The sequence below is a fragment of the Aerococcus sp. HMSC10H05 genome (assembly GCF_001806975.1).
Lineage (GTDB): Bacteria > Bacillota > Bacilli > Lactobacillales > Aerococcaceae > Aerococcus > Aerococcus viridans_B.
The window spans coordinates 3,025-6,797 of sequence record NZ_KV786974.1 but is presented as its reverse complement, the minus strand read 5'-3'; the positions used below and the strand labels follow the sequence as shown (position 1 = coordinate 6,797).

General features: G+C 40.6%; 5 protein-coding genes. All 5 read right to left on the bottom strand.

The annotated features are described in order from the left end of the window. Window positions 1–321: 321 nt before the first annotated feature. The 5 genes from HMPREF3116_RS03580 to tsaB all read right to left on the bottom strand — a co-directional run bounded on the left by HMPREF3116_RS03580 (window position 322) and on the right by tsaB (window position 3,513). Window positions 322–540 carry a hypothetical protein gene (locus tag HMPREF3116_RS03580; protein WP_070467830.1) on the bottom strand — a complete coding sequence of 73 codons (219 nt, stop codon included), beginning with the start codon at window positions 538–540 and terminating at the stop codon, window positions 322–324. Window positions 541–623: 83 nt separating this feature from the next. Continuing rightward, a complete protein-coding gene (gene tsaD / locus HMPREF3116_RS03575; protein WP_070467829.1) occupies window positions 624–1,634 on the bottom strand; it encodes a tRNA (adenosine(37)-N6)-threonylcarbamoyltransferase complex transferase subunit TsaD in 1,011 nt (336 codons plus the stop codon). A gap of 30 nt (window positions 1,635–1,664) precedes the next feature. Next, complete coding sequence (gene rimI, locus HMPREF3116_RS03570; RefSeq protein WP_070467828.1) at window positions 1,665–2,159, bottom strand: ribosomal protein S18-alanine N-acetyltransferase; 495 nt, start codon at window positions 2,157–2,159, stop codon at window positions 1,665–1,667. 3 nt (window positions 2,160–2,162) lie between these two features. Continuing rightward, window positions 2,163–2,786, bottom strand: coding sequence for a ribosomal protein S18-alanine N-acetyltransferase (gene rimI / locus HMPREF3116_RS03565; protein ID WP_070467827.1), 624 nt, complete (start codon window positions 2,784–2,786; stop codon window positions 2,163–2,165). Further along, window positions 2,755–3,513 carry a tRNA (adenosine(37)-N6)-threonylcarbamoyltransferase complex dimerization subunit type 1 TsaB gene (gene tsaB / locus HMPREF3116_RS03560; protein ID WP_070467826.1) on the bottom strand — a complete coding sequence of 253 codons (759 nt, stop codon included), beginning with the start codon at window positions 3,511–3,513 and terminating at the stop codon, window positions 2,755–2,757. Before tsaB ends, rimI (HMPREF3116_RS03565) begins: the two co-directional genes overlap by 32 nt. Window positions 3,514–3,773: the final 260 nt, after the last annotated feature.

The window sequence follows — 3,773 nt, the reverse complement described above, 5'->3', positions numbered from 1 at the left end:
TTTCCCACCAACACTATTTATCATAGAACCATTAAAAAAAGACTAGACAATTCTAGTCTCAAAAAAACTTATTTTTTTACCTGTCTACTTGACAGGGGTCAGTTCACAACTCTCATAAAATTAGTCTAACTTTTGGGGTCCCCTATACGTTCTTTTTGGTTTCGGTATTTATCATAGAACCATTAAACATGGCCCTTCCGTTATTGAATATTTGAAATATATTATTTAAATTATTAGTATGATTATTTATGTTCGGTCACCAACACTATTTGACACAGGACCCTTTTCATTTCATCATCTGAGCGAATAGATCATCGCCTTCTACAGGCTAAAAGCCCAATATAGAAAGACCAATCCAGTGATTACAGCAATAATCAAAAGAAAGATAATAATATCCACAAAAGTATCACTAGGATTATCACGAATTCGATCAGATTGTTCTTTGACCCGCTCTTTCCGTCGTTGTTGCGCTGAAAGTTCTTCTAGACGATTTCGGCCTTCATGTTTATCTTGCGTATCCGTTTTTCTTTTGTTAAACATTACCCACCGCCTTCTCTTTCTTACTTGATGATAGATTCTTTTCTAATTATAAAGAAAACTTGCCTTGCTTCAAAATATTTTATCTATGATAAACGCATACCTGGTTTAGCATCTAAAGCTAAAGAGGCAAATTGCTGTGTTTGGTATAGGGACTCTGCTGCAGCACCTATCATCGCCGCATTGTCACCGCAAAGGCTTAACGGCGGGAACTGTAAGGTCACTAATCGGTCTAACCCCTCAACCGCAGCAGTTAATTGGCTACGCAAACCTTTGTTGGCTGCTACACCACCCGCAACTAGCAAGTGATTGATTTCTGAATATTGGTTTAAGGCAGCAATTGTCCGACCCACCAATTGATCAAGCGCTGCTGCTTGGAATGAAGCTGCTACGTTATTCATATCCAACGTTTCATTCTTTTGTTTAGCATTATGCATATGATTGATTACAGCAGATTTTAAGCCTGAGAAAGAAAAATCTAATGTATCTTCATCCTTCATAGCTCTTGGATATTGATAAACATCTTCCCCTTCATGTGCCATTTGGTCAATAATTTTCCCACCTGGATAAGGCACTCCGATGACACGACCAATTTTATCGTAAGCTTCTCCTACAGCATCATCACGCGTATCACCAATTGTTTCAAAATCATTTTCTCCGCGCATAATCACTAGTTCAGTATGACCACCGGATACGACTAATGCCAACAATGGATAATCCATTGGCGCAATTAGTTGGTTAGCATATATATGTCCAGCCATATGGTTAACCCCGATTAAAGGTTTTTGATGCGCAAAAGCCAAAGTTTTGGCTGCCGTAACCCCGATTAATAACGAACCAACCAGGCCGGGGCCTTGGGTTACTGCGACAGCGTCCACATCTTCCCAAGTAGCGTTACCTTCACTCATCGCTAGGTCGATGATTTGGGTAATTTGTTCAACATGATGACGACTAGCGATTTCAGGTACTACACCGCCAAACCGCATATGACTTTTTATTTGACTTGCGACAACATTAGACCGCATATCTGTGCCGTTTTGGACGATCGCAGCGGATGTTTCATCACAAGAAGATTCGATTGCTAGTATTGTTGCCATAGCAAAAAATGGCTCCTTTCAATTTGTTATTCAAATTTTATCTGCTAAGTTTCGTTGATAAATTATAGCGTCGTCTAAGTCTACAGGATAATAGTTGGGACGACTAGCAATTTGTTTGAAGGCTAGTTTTTCATATAGTCGCCGTGCAGGTTGATTACGGCTACGGACTTCAAGGGTCACTATTTTTCCCTTATTTTGGGCAAAATAAGGCAAAGCTTCTTCAAGCAGATGGTAGCTAAGCCCTTGTCTACGATAGTCAGGCAAGACGGCAATATTGAAGAGTTCTACCTCCTCAAATATGAATTGAAAATGCGCTAGTCCAACAATCTCTAAGTTTGCTGGATCGCGCATAATAAAGAAATGATGGTATGGATTATTGAGACTTGCTTCAATGGCTTTTGCTGACCAAGATAAATCTGTTGAAAAGGCTTGGTGTAAGCTAGCGTGGATATCAGTAGCCATTTTGCCTAAATCTTTGGAGTCTTGAGTTTTAGCCCACTGATGGTCTAGATGGTCAATTTGCACGGGTTACACCCCTTCGACAACTTCGATTTGTTCCACATTAATAAGGGGAGATAACCGCATTTCATAGGCATCTTCGTCATTATCAGAGTAATAGTTCTCTTTGGTATCACTTTCATAAAAGCCGAAACGTTGATAAAAGCGTTGTGCGCCATGGTTTGATGCCCGCACTTCTAGTGTCATAACATTTCGGTCCAGTTGTTTAGCACAATCAATAGCTCGGTCTAGTAAAGCAGACCCGATACCAATAGATTGGTAATCTGGATGTACGACTAAGTTTGAAATATGAACATCCGTCCGGTCACGGCGACAGCCAATAAAGCCTACCAATTCATCACCTAAGAAGGCTTGGATATAATAGGTATGAGGATTTTGAGTCATGTCATACAAGAAGTCGCGTGCTGTCCAAGAAACGACTTGATGGTAAGCGCGATATTCAACATCAACCATTTGATGAATAACTGTCGTATCTTGCATCACAAAAAAGAGCGATTGTCCATCTGGTAAAGCGATTGATTGTTTGTCTAATGTTAAATCAGCTACTAGAGATTTCTTCATGGTAAATAACACCTGTCGATTAAAATTTTTGAAAATTGCTTTAATTTGTTCTCTCCACGTACGTGCCTTCATCTGCCTTAGCCTCCTCAGGATTTTGAGCGACCCAATTTTCTTCAGCTTCCGATAATTTTGCATAGTTTGGAATAAAGGTATCGACATCCACTTCTCTTAGTGGTAATGCACCTAGGTGGCCAGCATGAATTAAACCTGATTCACTTGGGAAAATAATGGCTTCTTCGCCAAACTTAGCCTCAATATCTGAGCGGAAAGCTTCAATATCTGGACTCAAAAAATTTAACGATAATCCTTGTAAATCATCATGGTCAGCGAGATATGCTGCAACTTGGTCCAAAAAGTCAGTAAATAAACCGTGTGATGTGATGAATAATGGCTTAAATGTATAGCCTTCTTTTAGATAAACGGTCGCGAAAGCTGTTTTTCTTCTAGCATCAATGAAAGGGATGACTAAACTTGGACCAGTTGTTGCCTGTACATTACCTGCTAAAGCCATTAAAGTTGGTAAAGTGAATAAAGGAATACTTAGGGTATTGGCTAAAGTTTTTGCCGCAGTTACGCCAATCCGCAATCCTGTATAAGATCCCGGCCCTTCCGTCACAATAACCCCATCCAAGTCGCTAGGTTGCCAATTGACTAACTTGAACATACTATCAATTAGTGGGAGCAACTGCGTTGAATGTTTAATTTTTGTGTTGGTGGTCGTTTCTGTGACAACCTGGTCCCCATCACGTAGGGCGACACTTAAAGCTTGTGTTGATGTATCAATTGCTAATGTTTTCATATAACCACCTTATCTAAACTCAATACGAAATAGACCAATTCAACGATAGGTCTCGCACCCTGTGAAGTTGGGTTCGCGTCTCCAGAAAGGACTGCGTTTCAGATGAATTTGTAGCTGGCTTCGCCATCTACTGCCTTCATCTTCCAACGGTCCCTTTCTTGGCGTCGACGCTCACACCCTGTGAAGTTGGGTTCGTCAGGGCAGACTGGTGTCCGCTTCAGAAATAGTTTGCGTGATGTGCCATCACTACACCTATTTCT